At 47.6% G+C, this 20,128-nt stretch carries 15 protein-coding genes; all 15 read right to left on the bottom strand.

Annotation, left to right across the window (positions count from 1 at the left end; translation table 11 throughout):
• Positions 1 to 12: 12 nt before the first annotated feature.
• Positions 13 to 1,178 (bottom strand): IS3 family transposase gene (locus U738_RS07705; RefSeq protein ID WP_092490829.1). Its coding sequence is split into 2 segments (ribosomal slippage): positions 13 to 917 and positions 917 to 1,178, totalling 1,167 coding nucleotides; the frame shifts between segments, so codons are not numbered across the junction.
• Positions 1,093 to 1,422: a glycosyltransferase family A protein gene (locus tag U738_RS23795; protein WP_442905700.1), complete on the bottom strand. Its 330-nt coding sequence runs from the start codon at positions 1,420 to 1,422 to the stop codon at positions 1,093 to 1,095. The genes U738_RS07705 and U738_RS23795 overlap by 86 nt, the downstream gene beginning before the upstream one ends.
• A gap of 65 nt (positions 1,423 to 1,487) precedes the next feature.
• The gene (locus tag U738_RS07695) at positions 1,488 to 2,447 is read right to left on the bottom strand and encodes a glycosyltransferase family 2 protein (protein WP_050713514.1); all 960 of its coding nucleotides are present in this window, start codon (positions 2,445 to 2,447) and stop codon (positions 1,488 to 1,490) included.
• 264 nt (positions 2,448 to 2,711) lie between these two features.
• Positions 2,712 to 3,527 (bottom strand): glycosyltransferase family 2 protein, encoded by an 816-nt coding sequence (locus U738_RS07690; RefSeq protein ID WP_035578944.1) that lies wholly within the window; start codon positions 3,525 to 3,527, stop codon positions 2,712 to 2,714.
• A gap of 150 nt (positions 3,528 to 3,677) precedes the next feature.
• Entirely contained in the window at positions 3,678 to 4,577 is a 900-nt protein-coding gene (locus tag U738_RS07685) for a phosphoribosyltransferase family protein (protein ID WP_035578942.1), read from the bottom strand.
• 219 nt (positions 4,578 to 4,796) lie between these two features.
• A complete protein-coding gene (locus U738_RS07680; RefSeq protein ID WP_035578940.1) occupies positions 4,797 to 6,005 on the bottom strand; it encodes a glycosyltransferase family 4 protein in 1,209 nt (402 codons plus the stop codon).
• 125 nt (positions 6,006 to 6,130) lie between these two features.
• Positions 6,131 to 7,486: a UDP-glucose dehydrogenase family protein gene (locus U738_RS07675; protein ID WP_035578938.1), complete on the bottom strand. Its 1,356-nt coding sequence runs from the start codon at positions 7,484 to 7,486 to the stop codon at positions 6,131 to 6,133.
• Positions 7,487 to 7,537: 51 nt separating this feature from the next.
• Positions 7,538 to 8,605 (bottom strand): NAD-dependent epimerase, encoded by a 1,068-nt coding sequence (locus U738_RS07670; RefSeq protein WP_050713516.1) that lies wholly within the window; start codon positions 8,603 to 8,605, stop codon positions 7,538 to 7,540.
• 67 nt (positions 8,606 to 8,672) lie between these two features.
• A complete protein-coding gene (locus tag U738_RS07665) occupies positions 8,673 to 9,869 on the bottom strand; it encodes a hypothetical protein (protein WP_035578936.1) in 1,197 nt (398 codons plus the stop codon).
• A gap of 199 nt (positions 9,870 to 10,068) precedes the next feature.
• Positions 10,069 to 12,069: a polysaccharide biosynthesis protein gene (locus U738_RS07660; protein ID WP_081899063.1), complete on the bottom strand. Its 2,001-nt coding sequence runs from the start codon at positions 12,067 to 12,069 to the stop codon at positions 10,069 to 10,071.
• Between the two features lie 49 nt (positions 12,070 to 12,118).
• Entirely contained in the window at positions 12,119 to 13,270 is a 1,152-nt protein-coding gene (locus U738_RS07655; protein ID WP_035578934.1) for a hypothetical protein, read from the bottom strand.
• A gap of 24 nt (positions 13,271 to 13,294) precedes the next feature.
• Entirely contained in the window at positions 13,295 to 15,109 is a 1,815-nt protein-coding gene (locus tag U738_RS07650) for an ABC transporter ATP-binding protein (RefSeq protein WP_035578931.1), read from the bottom strand.
• Positions 15,110 to 15,115: 6 nt separating this feature from the next.
• A complete protein-coding gene (locus U738_RS07645) occupies positions 15,116 to 17,368 on the bottom strand; it encodes a polysaccharide biosynthesis tyrosine autokinase (protein WP_035578929.1) in 2,253 nt (750 codons plus the stop codon).
• Between the two features lie 43 nt (positions 17,369 to 17,411).
• Entirely contained in the window at positions 17,412 to 18,566 is a 1,155-nt protein-coding gene (locus U738_RS07640; protein ID WP_197671935.1) for a polysaccharide export protein, read from the bottom strand.
• Between the two features lie 482 nt (positions 18,567 to 19,048).
• A complete protein-coding gene (locus tag U738_RS07635; RefSeq protein WP_050713520.1) occupies positions 19,049 to 20,041 on the bottom strand; it encodes a phosphoribosyltransferase in 993 nt (330 codons plus the stop codon).
• Between the last annotated feature and the right edge of the window lie 87 nt (positions 20,042 to 20,128).

Genomic DNA, 20,128 nt, shown 5'->3' with positions numbered 1-20,128 from the left:
GTGGACACTCGTTTAAGCGATCATTCGGACTTCAAACGCCTCTGGGCTGATCATCCCTATAGCACTGTGCCGTCGTTGCTTGTTGTAGTCCAGTTCGATGTATTCAAACACCTGGCGTCTCATCATATCTCGCGTTTTAAAGTTCTCGCCGTGGATCGCTTCCACCTTGAGGCTGTGAAAGAAGCTTTCGGCACAGGCGTTATCATAACAGTTGCCTTTCGCGCTCATACTGCACTTGAGTTCATGTCGCGTCAGTAGCGACTGATACAGCGTCGAACAGTACTGACCACCTCGATCTGAATGGACGATCACGCCTGTTGGCATTTTACGTTTCCATAGCGCCATTTGTAGTGCATCACAGACAAGATCTGCCGTCATACGCTCGCTCATTGCCCAACCAACGACTTTGCGAGAGTAAAGATCAATTAGCACAGCAAGATAAAGCCAACCTTCACCCGTCGCCAAGTAGGTGATATCACCCACCCACTTTTGATTAGGGGCTGAAGCCCTGAAGTCTTGCTCTAGCAGGTTTGGCGCAACAGGTAGCGAATGTCGAGAGTTTGTGGTGGCCTTGAACTTACGGGCAGCTTTAGCACGCAGGCCTTGTCGCTGTAAGCTGGCAGCCACGGTCTTGCGATTCACCGGTATTCCGTCATCTTGCAGGTCTAGAGCTAATCTCGGGGCGCCTGAGCGGCCTTTACGTTGGTGAAACGCCGCAGCCACACGCTTATCGAGAACGGCTTGCTGGCTGCGCTTTAGAGACAGACCTCCTTCGCGCTGTCGCCAAGCGTAGTAGCCGCTTCGAGCGACCCCAACAACATGGCACATGCGCTGAACACTGAAAGCCTGGCGATGACGATGGATAAAGGCGTACTTCACTTCAGGCTCTTCGCAAAGTACACCGCGGCCTTTTTTGTGATGGCCAGCTCCTCATTGGCTTCGGCTAACTGTCGCTTCAGGCGAGCGTTTTCTTCTGCTAGTGACCGCTCTCGCTCCGATGTATCTTGTTGTTGCTGAACCTTAGAACGCCACTGATAAAGCTGACTCGAATGTAGACCCAATTCACGAGCCGCTGCAGCAACGCCAATGCGATCAGCGAGTGCTAACGCTTCTTGCCGGTAAGCTTCTGAGTAACGGGTATAGGATTTTTTCTTCATTGATGTCGTCGATCTTGCCATGGTCCACCTCACTGCAGTGTATTACATTCTTGAGATGTCCATCGTTACTGGGCAAGATCACTGGACCGGGTTTATCTCGGTGGTACAATCGCAGCTTACCCTTACGCTCCTCTTGCAATAAAATCTGTAGAGACCCATCCGTAGAGGCATCATCAACCACAATAATTTCAAAATTCTTAAATGTTTGGTTATAAAGACACGCGAGGGAGTCCAATAAAGTTGCAGCCTTGTTATGAACAGGCATGATAACAGAAAACTTATACATAAACTCACCTCACTTTAAGCCATTAACATCTTTTAACCAAAAATTTATAAACTTTCACATTTATAAATTCTCAAAGGGAGGCACTGACTATTAACCGGAGAATCAATATATTCAATCCCAGGAGAAAATAAAAAACCTTCAATCAAGCCTGTTGTTACAATACTAGCTTTTTTTAACTCCCACCTTCGTAATAACTTTAATATCATATATAAATCCAAACACATCACTTTTATTACTACACGAGCAGGACGATATTTTTTGGTAACAAATATTCTATTTCTTATTAAGTACTTATAATATTTGAGACGTACATCACTATTTTCAGAAATGATGTTCAGCACTCCTTTCTCCTGACGTAAATGCATCACCCTACTGGAACCAACAATAAATCCAGGAACATCTTTCGTTATTCTTAATGTATATTCAGTATCTTCACCCCATATAAACATATCAGAAATAGGTAAACCATATTTATCAAGCGTAGCGCGGGGAACAAGAATGGATACAAAAGTTGCTCGATCCACGGAGACCACACCATATTGAGTGAACTTAGGCCAATCCTTATATCCAATATGATTCATTTTTTTATTGATAGAGGGTGAGTTAGTTACATAGCCATTTTCTGTAAAAGCAGTAGAGATCAGATAAGCTCTGTCAATGCCATTTTCATCGAGGGTATGATCTGCTTCAATCAACCGTTGCAAGGCAGACGGTTCCGGGATCACATCATCGTCCATCATCCAAATAAAATCAGCACCTTCCTGATATGCAAGACGAAACCCAGTATTGAACCCACCTGCAGCACCGACATTCTGCGACAATAAATACACTTTTAGATTCGGGTAGTCCAATTCATTTAGCATTTTTTGTGTATTATCATTGCTAGCATTGTCGACTACAATCACCTGGTCACAAATACGTGTTTGTGAATAAATGGATGCTAAACATAGCTGCAGCAAATCCTGCCGATTGTAGGTGAGTATCACCGCGATCACCTTGTTCATAGTGTCCCCTAAAAATTGTGCCCTTGAGAAATGAATATGGCGTTTATTTATTAGCTAACGCTTCATAAATTTAATAAAACAGCGTCTGCTATTATGTATCGCCTTAGTTTAATCGTTGTTGCTGGTAATAAATATAAGCTAGAGATAATAGCGATTCTTACAAACCCAAATAGATAACACACATAACTTATCTAGCTCACAGCTTATAGTTACTCCCTTTCAGACGACAACCCTAATCACGTTACTAAGTCATTATCGTAGCTATTAAAGCCCCACCCTTTTTAAGCGACGACGGATGCTTCTTGGTATGTTATTATAAAAAAATTTAACAAATGCAATTGGAAAGTAGTAAAAAGGAGCTTTAAGCTGTCGTAATTTTCTTAAGCTTACTTTTAATGAATTATATGTATAACCCAATCGATTTCCAACTTCAAAGCTTTGTTCGTCATGAAGACGTTTAATCGTTAACGGTAAATCCACTCGGTAAAATATAAAACCTTGGCTAAGAGCGCGTACCCAAAGGTCAATATCGACCTGCCTAAATAATGTTTCATCGTACCCCCCAACCTGATCAAAAAATCGTCGAGAGAACAGTATAGAACTATGATTTATCGGATTATGAACATAGAAACTGTCACACCCCATTGGCGTCACTGAGAATCCCCCTCTGAGAATCGACTCTCCTTCACCCTCTTCTTCTCCATAAACGATCTGACTAGCTGTAACGACAAGTTCTACGTCTGGAAACAGACTCAAAGTAGCGACCTGCTGCGATAACTTCTCGGGTAGCCATTTATCGTCTGCATCGATATTGGCTAGCCATGGATAGCGAGCTTGGCTGACGGCAAGATTAAGCGCCTGCGAGCGCCCAACACCTTGCGTATTCACTAACTGGACCTGGATGGGAGCCGTATGGCGTAATCGCTTGAGCACTTCCCAGGTATCATCGTCAGATCCATCATTGACCACAACGACTTCTTTAGCCGGATAGGTCTGAGAAAAAACGGATAAAAGACTAGATTCCAAGTATTTAGAACCATTCTTAACAGTCATAATGACTGAGATGTGAATCTGATCCATCAGTCATCTCCATGGCGTCAAATAAGCTTATTGATGAACCCCAGAAAGCCAAATAAAATTAATCTTCGGACTCTGGTGATGCAATTCATTAGTTTTTAGCAACAGGTTTTGATGTGTTCTACATAAACAGTAATCTGGAAATATCCCTTGCTACCACGCCTTGCTATTAACGATTTTCCACACCAATAACTTTATCTTATTCTTAACAAAACGAGTCCCAAGTTCATCACCGGGATTATATATACAGTTATCACTAGAACAGAAAACTGGCTTCCTTGCTTCCCGACAAATAAGTTTTGCTTGATCAGAATTCGCTTCGACAAATAAATCCGCCGTTGAATCTATGAACGTCTTGACTTTGAACCTCACAAGAGAATCCATTTCCATCACATCTTTATCGTTGTTAGCCATGACAAGGTTTCGATATGAAATTCCATTGTTCACAAGTAAAATTTCTACCTCATGGCGGCTTGATTCATGTTGGCAAGAAACAATTGTATTGATGTACCTTGATGGAATATAACGAAAGCGTGCTGTGCGCTTGTCGCTGCCTGCCTCGCCTTCGATAATCATACCCTCGAGACAAATACACGATCTATTCATGACATTGTGATGGAATATGTTCCATTCGAAAGCCCTAGGGTGTGGAAGGAATTCAAGAATGATATCTATATCACTTCTGATTGGCTTGCCGGAATAAACGGCCAGAGTAGTTGCACGAGATGCTAACCACTCAGGAAGCGCGTCAATCTCGCTTCTTATTGATTTGCCACTCATTATGCTGTCGTCCACAATGAGAACCTTTTTTGCCTCCCAAGGAGAGCTCAATTCTTTTCTCACTCCTCGGGTAAGCCCTCTTTTCAATGGATAATTATTCACCCAAGATGAGATATCCGTGCAGTTCACATTCAGTGCAAGTGCAATCATGTAAGCGGGAACCATACCACTTCTCGGTACCCCGACAACTAAGTCCCAGTCACCAGAAAATTTTTCAAAATTTTTTGTAATATCTCTGCCTAAATCACCATATGACTTAAACTGAATCTGCATTAAGTTTTCTCCGATAACTTGCTTAATATATCCAGCAACAGCTATCTACCACCCATTTAGCTGATACATATAGATACTTGGTGTATCACCGGTCAAAAATACCTATTGCATCAGAGACAGCAGCTCTAAAATGAGAGACACTTAGAACATGAGCATTGAGGCTGTTAATGCTTTTTTGAGGGTATAATGTAAATAACGCACAGCAATGTTTTATATATTCTATTTAGCCGAAATAGTATCAAATGGTTTTGCCACCATATTCCGAACCTCTGGTTTTCCTATACCCATTGCTTCAAGCATAACGGCATTTACTTTATGCACATCGTATTTATCTTTAGCAATCTCGTTGGAGCGTCTCCCCATACTTTGCATTAAAGCGGGGCGGTCAATAAAATGCTGCATGGCTTTAACCAGCGCATCAACATCTTTCACGGGTATCAAGTAGCCATTTTCGCCATCAATTACGGTTTCTCGACAGCCCGGTGCATCGGTGGTGATCACCGCTCGCCCCATAGACATAGCTTCCAAAATTGAGCGTGGCGTGCCTTCCCGGTAATAACTAGGCAGTACAAAAACGCTGCTCTCGGCTAGTGCCGGTCGCACATCACTTAGCCAACCTAAATGTTCAAGGAATCCTTCCCCTACCCAGGTATCCAATTCTTGTTGCGTAATCGTATCGGGATTGCTATCGATATCACCGGCCAATTGAAATACGACCTCAGGATGCTGCTGTTTGATTTGCCTAGCGGCCTTAGCGTACTGACGCACGCCCTTGTCGGCCAGCAAGCGAGCAACTAATAAAAACCGTGGCGGTCCTTCAGGTAAAGGACCCGCTGCAAAATGAGCCATATCTACCCCTGACCCATTGAGTACTTGCGAAGGGATGTGAGCGCGTAGTATCCCCAAATCACGAAATAAAGTTTCGTCATCAGGGTTCTGAAAAAATACTCTATCTACCTTATTCAGAGCTGCCGAATACAGTCTGCACACCAAATGAAAAAGCAGAGCACGCTTGCCACGAGCCTCTCCGGCAAAGGCATACCCCAGCCCAGTGATTAATGCGTAGCGCTGAGGAACCTTCGCCAACCAAGCCGCTAACATTCCATACACCACCGGCTTGATGGTATATCCCAGAACAGCATCGGGACGAATATCGTTCATCAAGCGATAAAGTGCCTTCAGGGTAAGGAAATCGTGCCAAGGATTCAGTCCTGTTCGTTGCATAGGGATATCATGAATAAACACCCCCCAGGATTCGAGCTGCCGACATGTGGCAGGATCATCACGAAGCCCTGGAGAAGCCGCATGAACTTCTAATCCTGCATTAATCAGACTGCGTACTAGCGGGCCGCGAAAATTAACCAAGGAATAACTTGAGCCCGACACCAGCAGAAAACGGCGATTTGGTTTATCAGACTTAGCGTTCATAATGCCTCCTCAAAAAGTACCAGACAGATTAATAATTTTGCTCTTTAAAACTGGCATAAAATTAATATATTTAATGAGATGTGCTGTCTATCAGAGAATATCAAACAGGTTATGAAAGTGTGCTTTTAGTGGGGAGTGGGTGAAGATAGTAACGGGCTAGGCCTACCCACTGAGTAGTAAGTAAATCCTTTCTCCTTCATGCGACGTGGCTCATAAATATTACGTCCATCAAAGATAGTGGGTTCAGTAAGTTGTGATTTAATAAGATCAAAATCAGGCGCCCGAAAATTTTGCCACTCGGTGACAATAATCAAAGCGTCGGCATGCTTTAAAGCAGCTTCTTTGGTGCCACAAAGAACCAAGTGATCATGCCGCTCATAAAGACGCTGTGCTTCTTCCATGGCTTCCGGGTCATACGCCTTAACCTTGGCACCGGCAGCCCAAAGTGCTTCCATAAGCACCCTGCTCGGAGCATCACGCATATCATCAGTATTAGGCTTGAATGAAAGCCCCCAAATGGCGAAGGTTTTTCCCTTTAGTTCCGCATTGAAGTGCTGACTTATCTTGTTGAATAACGTGTTTTTTTGCTCTTTATTACGTGACTCCACTGCTTTCAGTAATTTGGCATCAAAATCGATAGCATTTGAGACGTGTATAAGTGCCTGGAGATCTTTTGGAAAGCAAGAACCACCATACCCCACGCCAGGGTAAATGAAGTCGTAACCAATACGTGGGTCCGAGCCTATTCCTTTACGCACCGACTCGATATCGGCACCCAAACGCTCAGCCAAATTTGCCATCTCGTTCATAAAACTTATCTTAGTAGCCAACATGCAGTTGGCTGCATACTTAGTCAATTCGGCACTTTTTACGTCCATCACGATAATCTTGTCGTGATTACGATTAAAGGGAGCGTATAACTCGCGCATTACTTCGATCGTGGCATCGCACTCGGTACCGATAATAATACGATCAGGTTTTTGACAGTCGGCGACCGCACTACCTTCTTTTAAGAACTCAGGATTAGACACCACGTCAAACGCAATATCATCACGGCCGCGTCTTGCTAGAATTTTTTCCACCTCAGTTCGTACTCTGTCCGCACTACCTACAGGCACGGTGGATTTGTTAATGATAACTTGGCTCTGTTCCATATGTTCAGCAATGGTTGCAGCCACAGTTAGAACGTACTTAAGGTCAGCACTACCGTCTTCATCCGGTGGAGTCCCCACAGCAATAAACTGTACTTGACCATGTTTGACCCCGGCTACTGCGTCGGTGGTAAACTCAAGCCGTCCAGCGGCGTGGTTTTCTTTTACCAAAGACTCAAGACCAGGTTCATAAATAGGGATGTTACCCTGCCTAAGTTGTTCGACCTTATTATCATCCAGATCAATACAAACAACGTGATGGCCAACTTCAGCTAGAATAGTGCCTTGAACCAGGCCTACATAACCGGTTCCGAAAACTGTAACGTTCATTGAATTACCTAAATGTAGAGTAGAGTAATGAGAAGAATATGAAGAAAGGGGTTACTCAGACGGACTATGTATTTCACTCAAGACGGTGTTTGGTTTATTTAACGAGTAGTAATTACGATACCATTCGACAAAATTTTCAACGCCTTGAACTACTGGTGTAGTGGGTTTATAACCAACCATTCTTTCTAATTCACCTGAATCCGCATAAGTGTCTGGGACATCGCCAGGCTGTAAAGGCAACAGGTTCTTGATGGCTTTTCTACCTAACGCTTTTTCAATAGCTTCTATATAGACGTTGACCGTAACAGGATCATTATTGCCAATATTGAAGATACGAAAAGGAGCATTGCTGGTAGCAGGATCAGGACTATCGCTATTCCACTGATAAGCAGGAGTAGCTATATCATCGCTGGCGCGAATAACACCTTCCACGATGTCATCCACATAGGTAAAGTCACGCGTATGACAGCCATAATTGAAAACATCAATAGGCTCATTGGCCAAAATACTTTTGGTGAATTTAAAAAGTGCCATATCTGGTCGCCCCCAGGGGCCATAGACGGTGAAAAACCTCAGTCCGGTGGTCGGTAATCCAAACAAATGACTATAGCTGTGAGCCATCATTTCATTCGCTTTCTTGGTGGCGGCATAAAATTGCAGTGGGTGATTAGCACCTTCATGTTCGGAAAATGGCATTAGAGTATTAGCGCCATAAACACTACTGGTACTGGCATAAGTCAGGTGCGCTATATTGGAGTGGCGGCACGCCTCCAACACATTAGTAAATCCAATCAAGTTGCTTTCCACATAACTCAGTGGGTTTTCCAGCGAATAACGCACCCCCGCTTGGGCAGCCAGATGAATGACCCGGTCAAAGCGGTGCTCATTAAAGCACTCTGCCACCGCCTGTTGATCCGCTAGATTAGCGCGAATTGAAAGATAGTCGCCCCTCGTTGCTAACGCCGTCTGCTCAAGAATTTTCAGACGCGCCTCCTTAATAGCGGGGTCATAATAGTCATTCACGCTATCAAAGCCGACGACACTATCGCCGCGCTCCAGCAACCGTTTGGCTGTGTGAAAGCCGATGAATCCGGCATGGCCGGTAACAAGAATCTTCATTTAATGACTCCATGACGGGGAAATAGAGGGCATTAGGCAGGAGTGGGAACTATTAACAGCACTAAACTCAGTTGCGTACAAAGCGCTGAATATGGCGCCAGCTCACTCGCCTCAAGCCATCCAACGTCAAGGGCACCAAGGCCACTGAACGCACCATGGCAAGTAATGGACGCGGAAGTTCACTCAGGCATAAGGTTCGCGGCAGCCCGGTATAGGGAAACCAACGATGTCGATAGGAGCTATGACGAGCTGAAAGCGGCAAGTCGCCGGTAAAAAGCGAAGGCACTTCGTACCAGGCATAGTTGCCTTTCAACGTCTTTATTTCATTAGGACCGGGCTGTAGAAATTCGAAATCAATAATCTTTAACCCCTGACAAGGGTCATAGATAAGATCTTGCGGATTAAGGTCGATGCATTCGTAGCCAAGACGGCGATAGTGCAAAATCACTGCTCTCACGCGCTCAATGGTCCAGATAGGCAGCAAACCATGACGAGAAAAAGGCGCACGAGGCGATAAAATGCGTTCCATACAATTGGCATAGCGCTCAAACACTAGGTAATGAGGCCCGACTTCTAGCAGCCGAGATACTTCTGGCAGTGACGCACCGAGCTCACGCGCCTTTACTTCACGCTCTAGATAGCGCTCACGCCCAGGTCGAAACGTCTTGCAAATCGCCTCAGAGCCATGAAAATCCACCAGCTCTACCTTGGCTCGACAAACCTCTTTACTTAGGTCGGCCAGAACCGGATAAGGTGTGCGAAATGCAGCCTCGTTGCTTAGAGCTACTGCACGTATTTCACCAGCCTGCTTGGGTACCAACGTATTGAGATACTCGAGCGCTTGGCCAGCATCGCGGGAACAATGTATCGGACTAAGCAGTTCTTCCTTGCTCTCCCCTTGATGGACCATGGCACTGAACGCTGCCTTGATAATAGGTACGCGTAGATTGTTAACCTTTTCAGGAGCGTCACTTGAAATCTGCTTCTCCGTTAATGGATGGACATCCTGTACCACCAGGAGAAAAACAGGTAGGTACCCACCGCTGGAATATTTTCCTGGCGCCTGTTCATCATCAATAATCCACTGAGCAAGTGCCTGTTGTTGCTTGCCTTCAATTGGCACGCCATACAGCACATTAAATCCATGGTGATCAAGCAAATTGCGGAGGGTATCCAAATACGCCAGTTGACAATCTCTGATCAGAAAAACGGTAATCCCGGATAGCCACTCTTGTTGTTCGCCATTAGATTGTTTGTTCGTCATGACTTGCCTCCTTGTGCTAAAGAGAGCACTTTTTATTGAATAAGCATTGATGACATGCTCAATAATGCTTTTCGCATCACTCAAGCACGAAAAAATGGTGATCAGAGCGAGGATTGAGAAGCTCAGACCCTATGGCATAGGCACCGTAAGAACAGGTTGTGGCAGGATGGGGGTAAACGTCAGGCGGTCACTCGGCTGCTCAGCCTTCCTTGGATACCGGGCTTAATATAGGACCTAGTCGTGTGACCGACCTTAAGGCCAAGTTCGTTGCATCAATGGGTTGACGTTGCGTATCTAAAGGCATTGCCTGGCGTGCTTTCCATACCAGATCGGCTATTTCATCCAAGGGGTTGTAGTCCAGGGGGGCCGACTGCAGCAGTTGGCGGATACGCAGATGATCAGTAGCAATAAACGCCTGCTCCAGTTGCTGTAAAAAGGCTTCGAGCCTCGACCATTCCCAGAATCGCTCTTGTGACGTCATGATACGATCATGGCGCGTCTTGCTGACGTCATGACCTATCAACAATTCCTCGTACAGTTTTTCACCAGGCCGCAAGCCGGAATAGATGATTTCGATATCCCCATCAGGATGGGCAGCGTCTTTTACTTCCAGCCCCGAAAGACGAATCATATTCATGGCCAGATCATGAATACGTACTGGCTCGCCCATATCGAGCACGAAAACCTCCCCACCCTCACCCATAGCACCGGCCTGGATAACCAGTTGCGCAGCTTCGGGAATCGTCATGAAATAGCGGGTGATATCAGGGTGAGTCACCTTAATGGGGCCGCCTTGCTCAATCTGTTGACGGAACACTGGGACAACTGAGCCGCTTGAGCCTAAAACATTGCCAAAGCGCACCATGCAGAATCGTGTGTTGGACTGGGCATGGGCGAAAGCTTGACAGATAAGCTCAGTTAAACGTTTGGATGCTCCCATGGCATTAGTGGGGCGAACGGCTTTGTCGGTGGATACCACAACAAAAGTTTCTACATCCGCCGCCATTGCCGCCTTGGCTAGATTTAAGGTGCCTAAGACGTTATTGCTCACTCCCTGCACGAGATTGAACTCAACCATTGGCACATGCTTATAAGCGGCAGCGTGGTAGACAGTATGCACCTCGAAGCATTCGAATACGGCCTTAAGACTGCCCGCATGCTGCACTGAGATAAGTAATGGTTTTAGATCGCACCGAGACAACGTACTTTCAATATATTGCTTCAGCTCTTGCTCAATGGCGTATAGTGCGAATTCGCAATTGTCTACCAAAAGTAGCCGAACAGGATTCTGATTTAGAATCTGACGACACAGCTCGCTACCTATCGAGCCTCCCGCCCCCGTCACCATGACCGCTTTATCACGGATATTGGCCTCCAGCAATTCGGGGAAAGCAGGCACCGACTCCCTACCCAATAAATCCTCAAGCGCCACATCGCGAAGTTCGCTGATTTTGGCCCTCCCGGCGATCACATCGGCACTTCCGGGAATTGTTTTGAGAGGCACGGAAAGTCCCGAAAGCCAATGCAATATCTCGCGTCGACGCCAACGGGGAGCGCTGGGAATGGCCAGAAGAACCATAGCGGCCTGATATTCTTGGATCAGGGCCGCCAACGCGACCGGTTGATGTACCCGCAGTCCTTCTACCATGGCACCTTCCAACCCGCGCCAATCGTCAACGAAGGCCACCGGTTGGTACTCTTCTCCGTTTCGAAGCGCCGCTACCAGCTCGCAACCAGCGGCTCCTGCCCCATAGATCACCACCGGCTTGCGCTGACGCAGCTGACTATGGCGATACAATTCACGTAAAACAAAACGCAGGCTGCCGATACCCAACAACAAGAACAGCGCATAGATAACGATAATCGATAACCCAATGGGTGAGGCCGTCATGTAACTGGCCGGTGCGACTAACAAACTCGATGCCAGCACAGCCATAACAATCGTCGATACAGTGGCATGGCTCATGTAGCGAATGACGACGCGATAAAGCCCTAGCCAACGGAAGAGCAAGAGACTCACCGGAACCAACAGGCCGATGGTCATCCACAAGACAACACTGCTTAGCGGTTGTAGGCTTTCCACATGAGTCATTGTTGCAAGCTGCAAGCTGCCCGCGATAATCAAACCATCTAGTGCTACAAGCACCCTGCGCTTTATGCAACGCGGCGTCATCGATAGCGACTTCATTAAACTAGCCATAAGTTATCTCTATCCATTCTCGCGGGTTATCAGATTACAGCGCTGGCAATCACGTCATTTCAGAAGGGGGATTAAAAGCGAAGCCTCGACGGGAAGCCGCGATCGAGCCTTGCCGGTAGAGATGCCAACAGATCACAAGTAGTATCCAGAATAGCGTCGAGCGTAAACCGTTATGGGTAGTGGAATAGATCAATGGTCCCGCTACTCCCGCCCAGATATAGAGCGGAGCTCGCCGCAATACGGTGGCTATCATCGACAGAAAAAGTACTAGCCCTGGTAAACCATAGGCAAACAGCATATTAACGAAGGAAGAATGAATTTCGGCCCCATCATAAGGAGCAAAACGCTCTCGTTTAGCTTCCCCTGCCCCCAATATGGCGTAGGCGGGAAAGTTTGTTAGCCGGTCAAACTTGCGCTCCTCATAAACACTATCCACTTTGCTTGGTGCCCGATCCATTCGTGCCTCAAGGTTGCGCAATACTTGCCCCTCCGAACTGATATTAGCTATTACAATGCCTCCCAATAGCAGTGGGACTACCAACAGCAGGCGCGCAAAATATTTGACTTGCTTGGCATTTGCTATGGCCCAACCGACCATTACCATGACGCCTCCCCCCATAGCGGCCAACGAAGACGCCGATAAAATCCCTAGTACGCCGCTAGCCAGCCCGGCCAATGCCAAAGGCCTCATTTTCGGGTGAAAATCATCGAGCATTAACAATACCACCACACCACATAGCGAAAAATAAGCCAGCTGGTTGGGGTTATTAAAGCTTCCAGTGGTGCGGTTAATGCCCAAGGCTAGTTGCACTAGCACAAAGCCACCGGCGACCAATAGCGCAATAGACACGCTATTGCGAATCAGGCTATTAGCACGCTCACCATAAACGCTCAGGAAACGCAGCAAGCCCATACCAATTAAAAAGTTGAACAAGAAGAACAGAGCAGGCATAAAAAAGTCCGTCGTTTGCATCACTAACGTCCAACTAAGACATACCATTACCACCCATAACACCATTAACCCCCAACACATAGCGAAGGCAGAAACTTTCAGGTGTTTATCTCCTAGTGACATCAAAAGCATCACGCCAGCAAAAACGATCAGCACAAAGTCAGCCAGCTGTGGGCCACCACTGGGAAACAAATAAAGGCTGCTTAACGCAAGACCCACAAACAGCAATAGCGCACCAATCAAGTTCATGGCGATACCTTTTTTCTACTGTGGCTAGAGGTTAGCCATCATTTGGAAGGTATGATTGCGGCTGGCCAAATCATCATAAGTACCAGCATCACTCACTCGTCCGTTTTCAAGCATATAAATGATGTCGCACTCTTTGACCGTGGCCAGACGGTGGGCAATAAGCACTACTGTCATCTGGCCTGCAAAGCGCTGAATATCTTCCATTACACGCCGCTCGGTAATCCCATCCAGAGCGCTGGTGGCTTCATCAAAGACCAATACTCTGGCTTGCTGATAAAGGGCACGAGCAATACCCAGACGCTGGCGCTGCCCTCCTGATATCTGAACTCCTCGCTCGCCGATTCGGGTTTCGAGCCCTTCGGGAAATCGCTCGATCAGCTCATCAAGTTGCGCCATATGCAGAGCTTCCTTGACCCTCTCAACGTCAATATTTTCGCGTTCAATGGCAAAGGCGACGTTTTCGAGAATGGAACCATCGGCAAGAAATATCTGTTGCGGCACAAACCCCACACCCGCATGCCAATTGCGCAAGTTTTCCTGCGTTAGAGCCACACCATCAATGAGTATTTGACCTTGCTGAGGCTCAATCAGACCCAGCAATAAGTCCACTGCAGTGCTCTTGCCACTGCCTGAAGCGCCGACTAAGCCGACCATTTTGTTCGCCGGAATTGTCAACGTCAGCCCATCCAGTGCCAATGCCCGCGTTCCAGGGTAGTCGAAGGCTACCTCCTGTATCGTTATCTCTCGCTGAGGCACCCACGGCGCTGATTGAGCCTCCGGCTGAGATTCACTACCTGCATTTAATTTTTTGGTTTCACCACGGCTAGCCATTAGATCTTCTCGGATCGCATCATAAGCCGCTAAGTTGCCGCGTATTTTAGTAATAGAGGTATAGATTTTCTGAAAGCCAGGTAACATCTTGAAGCCGGCCAGGGCGTAGATTGAAAGTGCCGGTAGAATGGCGCCCAGGTTGCCTTCGTAGAGGTTAAGCAGGTAGAGAACCAACAGGATTACCGAGCCAAAGGCCACCAGTTCGATCGCGTAACGGGGGGCTTCACTTAATCCTTGTGTCACGCCTTGGCCCCGCGCTATGCGATTGCTGGCCTTTTCAAAACGCGAGGTAAAATTCGCCTGACGATGCAATAAAAGGAGATCCTTAATACCTCCAAATCCTTCGGTCATCAGTTTGAAGCGTTTAGATTGAGCCTCCGATATACGCTTGCCATTAATGCTAAGAAAGCGACGCACCGTTTGATAAAGCAACAGATAAGTGGCGAGGAATATCACCAACCCGGATATCGCTACAACGGGGTTGTAGATAAAGATAGCCAGGCTCATCAAGGTCACCATGACCGTCTTAGCGTTGAGCTCCATCGCTGGGTTGATCACTTTAGTGGTCACGCGCTGGACTTCAACCGAGACCTTGCTGATCAGGTTGCTGGTGTTTTGGTTGGAATGAAACAGCCAAGGCTGGTGCAGGTAATAGCGATATAGGCGACTAGAGAGTTCCGCCCCCACTTGCTCGCTATAAAGCGAAAGACGCCAAGTGGTATACATGGAAATGAGTGCCGCCATTAGCAAAACCCCAAGCACCAAACCGCCTAATAGACTTAAAAAGGATTTGTGGCTTTGCGCCCCGCTATAGGTATAAGCCCAGGCTAACCAGCCATCACCCTGGAGTTTGCTCATGTCACCAACCACTGCCATGAAAGGCCCAATGGCGATCACACTAGCGATCTGCGCTAACGCCATAATAATGATCAGTACCTGGAGGCTTAGCAATCGGCGACGCTGTTGTTGCGTTAGTAAGGAATAAAATTCACGCAATTGATTAAGCATATTGGTTCACCGGTAAGCATAGAGGTAGCTGCCGTAATATCCATGGCGGCTGCTGGTCGGTTTCTTCACGCCGTTTAGAATCCCACCTTTGAGTCTCACACCAGCACTCTCAAGACGACGCTTAGCGGCTTTGATTTCGCCAGGCGGGTTAGTATCGAAACGCACCACCATTAAACTGGTACCTACCAATTTGCCTACCACCGAAGCATCGGTAACCGCCAGTATCGGAGGTGTATCCACGATTACCAGATCATAGCTTTTACTTATAGTGTCTAGAAATTCGTGAAAACTTTGCTGCATCAAAAGCTCTGATGGATTAGGCGGCACACTCCCTCTTGCCACATAATCAAGCCCATCTAGATCACTATGCCGAATGGCCTCTTCTAGGCTGATACGTCGTGCCAATAACTCTGAGAGCCCCTTTACGCCCTTGCCGTGAAAGGCATGGTGCAAATGGCCGCGGCGCATATCCGCATCAATTAACAACACTTTTTGCCCCGCTTGGGCACATACCGCCGCCAAGTTAGCGGCTATAAAGCTCTTACCTACCCCTGGGCTCGCACCAGTAATCATTAACCGATTATTGTCGGACTCCAGCATGGCGAAATAGAGACTGGTACGCAGCCCACGCAATGCTTCCACCGCGATTTCGGCTGGTTTTTTGATGGCCAGCAAGCCGCGAAAAACTTCTTGGGCTTTTTTGGAACGACGCGGGCGAATCCGTTCGGTAAGCCCAGCCTGTTCGCCGGAATTCGGTAATGTGGCATAGACAGGCAACCCCAGTTCTTCAAGCTGTTCGGGAGTTTTAATCGCTCGGCTGAGCAAAATACGAACAACTAGTACTAGCATCGCCAACAGTGCACCAATCAAGCCACTGACAGCAGTTATTAGAGCAATACGCGGCGCAATAGTGCCAGGGCTTAGCATGGCCGCATCCAAGATACGTACATTGCCCACGGTACCAGCCTTCACCAAACGCATCTCTTGAAGTTGGTTGAGCAGTTGCACATACACTTGCTGATTAACCTGGGTGTCCCGGGTAAGACGCAGCACTTCCTGCTGCGTCTCGGGTAGCTCATTCACCAAGGTGTTTAGTCGGTCACGCTCGGCTTCAAGCTGACCGCGTTGCCTCAATAACGTTTGGTAGTTGGGATGCGAGGGACGGTACCTTTCAGCCAAATCTGCTTCTCGCATCGCCAGTTCACTGAGCTGATTCTCCACATCGACTACCCGAGTAAGCAGGTTCTGTGTCTCGAACGTCAGATCCACAGAGTCACGTTGTGCTCGGTAGTCGTTAAGCATTCCTTCGGCATCTGACAGTTGGTTGCTAACCTGGGGAATTTGCTCATCGAGAAAGGCGATCTGGTTTTCTGCTTCTTCCGAATGACGCTGAACATTCTGGGTCAAAAAGACGCTGGTCAACGTATCTAGCGTAGGCTGAATCTGGCTCTGGTCAGAACCATTCAACGTCAGTTCATAGACCCCCGACTCTAACCCGCGCGGGATGATTTCAAAGCGATTCTTCAGCTCTCCGATGGCGCTAAGCGCGGACGTCCGCACTAATGTGAATTCTGCACCGGGGTGTGCTTCTGCCTGACTAACAAACAGACGATATCCCAATTCATCATTCTGGGCGGTTTCCCCAACGCTGCCCGTCAGCAGCGTTTGCTCATCTAACAGTAGCTCGAATTCACCGCCTTCGATGAGGCGCAGCACATGCTCACTTCCCACATTTTCCTCTGGAACATCAAAACGGGCGACTCGCAGCGACTCGCCGGCCCATACATAAGGATTGTTCCAATCATCTTCGGAATCTGCCAACCACTGGAGAATGAAATTCGGCGTAAGGCTTTCAAACCACTCTTGGTTAACGCCATGATGCACCAGGAAGTCTCCTACCAACGGCAACCGACGCGGTTCAACCTGAATAGCAAGGTCAAGACGGTCTGCGGTTTCCCCCAGCACCATACGTGACTGCAGAATTTCGAGCTCAGCAGAGGTGGGATTACCTTGTTGCGGCTCTCCCAGTGACTCCATGAACGCCAAGTTCGACCCTCTGGTCTCTATCTGAACCAAGGCATCAGCCTGATATATTCTCGGCTGAGAACTGGCATTAAAATAGCCCGCCAGCAGAAAAAATCCCGTCACAGACACAATAAACCAGCGATGATCGGAAAGCGTATCTACCAACTTACGCAGATTAAGGTCATCGCTCTCTTGGGGGGATGGCGACGAAGGTGGTGAAGGGAAATTAGTCATGGTGATGCCTCATCACTCTTAAGATATATTGCAAAATTGATGCTTACAGCTCACCGGCATCGATTGCTGACGTTGCAAAATCGCCAGGCAAACTAACTGATGGCAGCAGTAGTGAGATCACAGAGTTCCAGCGAGCCAGCGGTGCTGACGTCACGTAAACCACATCCTGCGGCTCAAGAGGAAAACGTGTTCCCAGCAATAAGCGTGTGGCATCCTGAATATCCAACTGATAGACAGTGGCAAGTTTCTCGCTACCAGGCGGGTTTCCTCGCACTACGAAAATACCCGACGGCTCGGCACGATTTTCATTAACACCACCAGCTCTGCCCAATGCATCCGTTAACGTGATGCGCTCATTACCCAAGGCAATGGCACCGGGGCGACTGACTTGGCCCAGAACAACAACGTTTTGATTTTCCATGGTGGGTACGTGAAGCAAATCACCATCACGCAGTAACCGATTCTGTGTCATATCCCCTTGACGCATCATGGCGTAAAGCGATATCACCTCTTCGCCTCCATTGCGGCTTAGTTTTACGTTGCGCCAATCCGCATTATCACGCGCTCCACCTACTGCACTAATGGCATCAAGTATCGTCATCGGCGAAATAGTCAATGGCAGAGTACCGGGGGTTTCCACGGCGCCGCTGATATAAACTTTCTGAGAGTTAAAAGCCGCGATGCCTACCTCTACCTGAGGCTCGTTGATCACTTCGGAAAGTCGCCGTGCGATTAACTCACGCACCTCGTCAAGCGTCATACCCTCAACCCTCACGCGCCCCACGTAGGGATAGAACATCGTGCCATTGGGCCGTATCCGGTTACCGGTTTCCGCAGCGGAGCGTTCGGCGCCAGCTGGAATAGTCAATTCGGGATGGTCGTAGACAATCACGCTTAAAATATCCCCAGGCCCTACTCGATACTCATAACCTTGTACTTCTTGATTCAATGCCTGAGATGTTGCTTGCGTGGTAGGCGCTTGCGGGACATACAATGTATCTACAAACTCCGGCGTGATTGGCTGTACGTCCACTCGACCGTCCAGCGACTGGTCGAGCTCGCTGTCATCAATGTGTCCACCAGGGGCCATGGCGCAACCACTCAATGCCCCTAGAAGCATAAAAAACGTCAGATAGCGAACCAACCGCACTGGGCTTTTTCTAGTTTCTATACCTGCTATTGCTTTGAAATTAGTCATTTTTTGTTCCCTTTGTTTTGTGTCTTACCACGCTACCGCCCGGGGATAGTAAATGGCATTTCCCTGAGCCTTATTTGGAAACTCGTCTTGGCGGTTCAGTTTTCGAACCGCCATAAGACATGAATGCCATGTACGGCAGACAAATATAAGGTTACATAAAAAAACAAAACAGATACTTTGATTTACTTAATTGATGAGGGTGAGATAGCTAACGCTATTTAGGCGTGCAGAAATGAGATTGGCGTTAGGGAAATGAGGAAACAACATCATGCCTAGCAGGTAGGTGACATTACCTTTTGTAATACTAATAAAAAATTTATATTTAAAATTAAGGAGTTGTAAAAAATAACATAAGAAGCAATCGCAAGTTACAAGCGCAGAACAATTGTAATACTCCAAAATGGGGAGAGGTCATAGTGACAGTGGAGACACAGAAAAAAGCCCCCCTTGAGGGGCACCCACTAGTCGGTCTTTGAATCAGTTCACGCCTTGTTAGGTTTCCACCGCTCCTTCAGCGCCGTCTTTAGGGGACGTGGAAGGCCAGACGCGATCCTTCGTTTAGCGGCGCGGAGAAGGCGTTTGGTGTAGCCGTGTTGTTCCTTTTTGGCGGAAGTGTTACTGGCCGCCGTATAGACTCGGTTATCTTCACAGCAATAAACGGCTTTCCCCGATATTTTGGCAATACTCGTAGCCTGGCTGGCACCACTTTCAATAAAGAAAGTGTAATCGGAGTTCTTGTAGAACAGGCCCTTATGCGTAGAGTGAACACCCTGGCGCTGACGCTCCTCCTTCGAAGGCAGATCCAGCATGACCAAGCGTTCATACTCAATGCCCTGCTGCTTAAGCCACGTCTCTGTCTGGCGACGGTATTTCTCGAGCCGGTTGGTTACCAAGCAGCCAATTCGACCTGCAGGCAGGAAAAGCAGCTCAGCGTTTTTCAAAAATGCAATGTACTGCGCTCCATCATCGTTCTGGTAAGCGGTAGGATCGACGCACAGCACACCATCGATATCGACACACGCTCGGGAAAGCATGACGGGGGTAAACAGGTTCCACTGGAAAGCCCGGGGTGATTCGAGAGTGTAAAAATGAATATCGACGTATTGCTTACCGTCCGGATCTGCATAGATCGCCAAGGTATCAATTAAGCAAGGGCAGTTGTCGGGGATAGCATCCCGTGCTTCCTGCGCAGTCTTCCCTGTTATGACACTATCATCGACTAGCAGCACTTTTTTCGCATCCCACGCAACGCCCGGCCCACTCTCAGCCTTTCTGCGCAAGCGGGTTTTCAGCGGTCGGTTGGCAATGAATTCTGGGAGCCCTACCACATCGATATGCAAGCCCAACGCAATCATGCTGGCCGGGATCATGCCGCTACGGGGGATACCCACCACCAAGTCGTAACCCTTTCCGTGAACTTTGAACAAGGACGCAGCGATGTCTTCACTTAAATCACCATAGGATTTATAATTCATTGTCTAACCTCTCCTTTTATCAGGATCGTCCAATAAATTTGTGTAGTCAGTAGCCATCTAGGAACGACTTTATAAATACTCAGCAGT

The organism is Halomonas sp. TG39a (assembly GCF_000744395.1).
Taxonomy (GTDB): domain Bacteria; phylum Pseudomonadota; class Gammaproteobacteria; order Pseudomonadales; family Halomonadaceae; genus Vreelandella; species Vreelandella ventosae_B.
The sequence above is the reverse complement of the archived record's forward strand: the minus strand, read 5'-3'. Positions and strand labels throughout refer to the sequence as shown.

Excerpts from the sequence above, each read along its gene's own strand:
- U738_RS07645 (WP_035578929.1), bottom strand. The coding sequence starts at position 17,368 with ATGACTAATTTCCCTTCACCACCTTCGTCGCCATCCCCCCAAGAGAGC.
- U738_RS07650 (WP_035578931.1), bottom strand. The coding sequence starts at position 15,109 with ATGCTTAATCAATTGCGTGAATTTTATTCCTTACTAACGCAACAACAG.
- U738_RS07685 (WP_035578942.1), bottom strand. The coding sequence starts at position 4,577 with ATGCAGATTCAGTTTAAGTCATATGGTGATTTAGGCAGAGATATTACA.
- U738_RS07640 (WP_197671935.1), bottom strand. The coding sequence starts at position 18,566 with ATGACTAATTTCAAAGCAATAGCAGGTATAGAAACTAGAAAAAGCCCA.
- U738_RS07635 (WP_050713520.1), bottom strand. The coding sequence starts at position 20,041 with ATGAATTATAAATCCTATGGTGATTTAAGTGAAGACATCGCTGCGTCC.
- U738_RS07675 (WP_035578938.1), bottom strand. The coding sequence starts at position 7,486 with ATGAACGTTACAGTTTTCGGAACCGGTTATGTAGGCCTGGTTCAAGGC.
- U738_RS07655 (WP_035578934.1), bottom strand. The coding sequence starts at position 13,270 with ATGAACTTGATTGGTGCGCTATTGCTGTTTGTGGGTCTTGCGTTAAGC.
- U738_RS07690 (WP_035578944.1), bottom strand. The coding sequence starts at position 3,527 with ATGGATCAGATTCACATCTCAGTCATTATGACTGTTAAGAATGGTTCT.
- U738_RS07670 (WP_050713516.1), bottom strand. The coding sequence starts at position 8,605 with ATGAAGATTCTTGTTACCGGCCATGCCGGATTCATCGGCTTTCACACA.
- U738_RS07680 (WP_035578940.1), bottom strand. The coding sequence starts at position 6,005 with ATGAACGCTAAGTCTGATAAACCAAATCGCCGTTTTCTGCTGGTGTCG.
- U738_RS07665 (WP_035578936.1), bottom strand. The coding sequence starts at position 9,869 with ATGACGAACAAACAATCTAATGGCGAACAACAAGAGTGGCTATCCGGG.
- U738_RS07695 (WP_050713514.1), bottom strand. The coding sequence starts at position 2,447 with ATGAACAAGGTGATCGCGGTGATACTCACCTACAATCGGCAGGATTTG.
- U738_RS23795 (WP_442905700.1), bottom strand. The coding sequence starts at position 1,422 with ATGCCTGTTCATAACAAGGCTGCAACTTTATTGGACTCCCTCGCGTGT.
- U738_RS07660 (WP_081899063.1), bottom strand. The coding sequence starts at position 12,069 with ATGGCTAGTTTAATGAAGTCGCTATCGATGACGCCGCGTTGCATAAAG.